The organism is uncultured Blautia sp., assembly GCF_902497045.1.
In the GTDB taxonomy this organism is placed as follows: domain Bacteria; phylum Bacillota; class Clostridia; order Lachnospirales; family Lachnospiraceae; genus Blautia_A.
The window spans coordinates 1-2,929 of the sequence record NZ_CABVDF010000286.1 but is presented as its reverse complement, the minus strand read 5'-3'; the positions used below and the strand labels follow the sequence as shown (position 1 = coordinate 2,929).

The following is a 2,929-nucleotide window of genomic DNA, read 5'->3' as shown; positions in this document are numbered from 1 at the left end:
CTATTTAAAAACATGATGTTCAGTGCTATAATGATTACGCTTATATTAATATCATTTTTACAATGGAGGAAATTATGCATATCATAATCGTTGGGTGCGGAAAAGTCAGCCGTACTCTGGCAGAACAGCTTCAGGAAGAAGACATAAACCTGACTGTAATCGACACTATTGAAAAGACTGTAAATGCTGTTACCGAAGACATTGACGCCATGGGGATCGTAGGAAATGGTGCAAGTATCAATACACTGATGGAAGCAGGCATCAATACAGCCGATATCCTGATTGCGGTAACTGCATCTGATGAATTAAATCTTCTCTGCTGTCTGATCGCGCAGAAAACAGGAGACTGTCAGACCATTGCCCGCGTCCGGAATCCCATCTACAGCCAGGAGATCGGCTTTATTAAAGAAAAACTTGGAATCTCTATGATCATTAACCCGGAATACGCTGCTGCACAGGAAATATCCCGCCTGCTTCGTTTTCCTGCCGCTATTAAGATTGATCCTTTCTCCAGAGGAAAAGCAGAGCTTTTAAAATTTAAAGTACTTCCTGAATTCGGTCTGGATGGGATGAGCGTATCCAGAATAGCAGAAAAGTATCGCTGTGATATTCTGTTCTGTGGTATAGAAAATAAAGATGAGCTGTCAATTCCCGGCGGTGATCATATCATACACAATGGAGACTTTGTTTCCATTATTGCAACACCCCAGAATACCGCCATGTTTTTCAAAAAAATCGGTTTAAAGACCAATCAGGTCAAAAACTGTCTGATCATTGGTGGCGGAACCATCTCTTTCTATCTGGCAAAGGCTCTGATCGCCTCAAAGATTCAGGTGAAAATTGTTGAAAAAGATCCTGTACGCTGTGATTTTTTAAGTGACTTGCTTCCGGATGCTACGATTATCAATGGAGATGGAACGGATCGTTCTCTTCTTCTTGAGGAGGGACTGGAAACAGTCGAATCTTTTGTATCTCTGACAAACATGGATGAAGAGAATATCTTCCTTTCTCTTTTTGCCAAAAATATTTCCAAAGGCAAACTGGTGGCTAAGGTAAACCGTCTTCCTTATACAGATGTAATTGACCAGCTGGATCTTGGAAGTGTGATCTATCCTAAATATATCACTTCAGATTCCATTCTGCGGTATGTACGTGCCATGCAGAATACCATTGGAAGTAATGTAGAAACCCTGTATCACATTCTTGACAGCCAGGCAGAAGCACTGGAATTTGCTGTCCATGATATTTCTCCTGTAGTAGGAGTTCCTTTGGCTGATCTGAACCTCAAAAAGAATCTTCTGGTTTGCAGTCTTGTCCGCGACGGAAAGATCCGTATTCCAAGAGGTCAGGATACCATTCAGGTTGGAGATCATGTGATCATTGTAACTACACATAAGGGACTTCGCGACATCAGCGATATTCTTGAAAAATAAGGAGTACAGTCATGAATTACCGTATTATCACCTATATTGTCGGATGGGTTTTTAATCTTCAGGCAATATTTATGGTACTTCCAATCCTGACAGCTGTGATCTATGGGGAAAAAGATATTTTTGCCTTTTTTGCCGCCATTATTATCTGTCTGGTCATTGGACTTCCTCTTACAAGAAAAAAACCATCAAACAAAGTATTTTATATAAAAGACGGGTGTGTTGCTGTAGCACTGAGCTGGGTTGTACTGAGTATTACCGGTGCTATTCCTTTTGTACTCTCCGGCTCCATTCCCCATCCTATTGATGCCATATTTGAAACTGTATCAGGATTTACAACCACCGGAGCCAGTATCCTCGCTGAGGTAGAAAGCCTTCCAAAATCTATCCTCTTCTGGAGAAGCTTTACCCACTGGATAGGTGGAATGGGTGTCCTTGTATTTCTTCTGTCCCTTCTGCCTCTTGCAGGAGGCTACCATATGAATCTTATGCGTGCAGAAAGCCCCGGACCTTCTGTCAGCAAGCTGGTTCCCAAGGTACAGTCAACAGCAAAGATCCTTTACGGCATTTATCTTGGAATGACTGTCCTTCAAATCATTTTTCTGCTATTGGGAGGGGTTCCATTATTTGACACCCTCTGCATCACCTTTGGTTCTGCAGGAACCGGTGGTTTTGGAATAAAAAATGACAGTCTGGGAAGCTACAGCACCTATTGCCAGGTTGTAACAACTATTTTTATCATCCTGTTTGGAGTCAACTTCTCTGCCTATTATCTTATACTGACAAAGAAGTTTAAAGCAGCTTTTCATATTGAAGAGATCCGTTACTATTTTGGCATCATCCTGGCTTCCATTATCCTTATTGCCATTAATACAAGGCACATGTTCTCCGGCTTTGCTCAGGCATTCCAGCAATCAGCCTTTCAGGTCGGATCCATTATTACAACTACCGGCTACTCTACAACTGATTTTAATCAATGGCCGGCGCTGTCAAAAACGATTCTGGTACTTTTAATGTTTATTGGTGCATGTGCCGGAAGTACAGGCGGCGGAATTAAAGTATCACGTATCGTACTGCTGCTTAAAGCTGCCCGTAAAGAATTTCAGTTATACCTGCATCCGAATGCAGTAAAGAAGATCAAAATGGATCAGAAAACGGTACCTCATGAAACACTCAGGTCTACAAACATTTTCCTTAGTGTATACCTGATCATATTCTGTGGATCCGTCCTTCTTATCTCACTGGATAACTTTGATCTTATTACCAACTTTACATCTGTTGCTGCCACACTGAACAATATCGGACCCGGTCTGGAAATAGTAGGACCTATGGGAAACTTTTCCTCCTTCTCCTATCTTTCCAAATCTGTTCTTATTTTTGACATGCTGGCAGGCCGATTGGAAATTTTCCCTCTTCTTCTGTTATTCTTTAAAAACACATGGAAAAAATTCTGATCATACTGAGACAAGGTATATTCTAAAAATGAAAAATACCTTGTC

General features: G+C 41.3%; 2 protein-coding genes. Both read left to right on the top strand.

The window, feature by feature from the left end; translation table 11 throughout:
- The first annotated feature begins 74 nt into the window (after positions 1-74).
- Positions 75-1,433 (top strand): Trk system potassium transporter TrkA, encoded by a 1,359-nt coding sequence (gene trkA, locus RDS42_RS13815; RefSeq protein WP_308784169.1) that lies wholly within the window; start codon positions 75-77, stop codon positions 1,431-1,433.
- Between the two features lie 11 nt (positions 1,434-1,444).
- Entirely contained in the window at positions 1,445-2,884 is a 1,440-nt protein-coding gene (locus RDS42_RS13810; RefSeq protein ID WP_308784168.1) for a TrkH family potassium uptake protein, read from the top strand.
- Positions 2,885-2,929 lie beyond the last annotated feature (45 nt).

What these genes read in the sequence shown, in the direction of transcription:
- RDS42_RS13810 (WP_308784168.1), top strand. Translation starts at nt 1,445, where the DNA reads ATGAATTACCGTATTATCACCTATATTGTCGGATGGGTTTTTAATCTT.
- trkA (WP_308784169.1), top strand. Translation starts at nt 75, where the DNA reads ATGCATATCATAATCGTTGGGTGCGGAAAAGTCAGCCGTACTCTGGCA.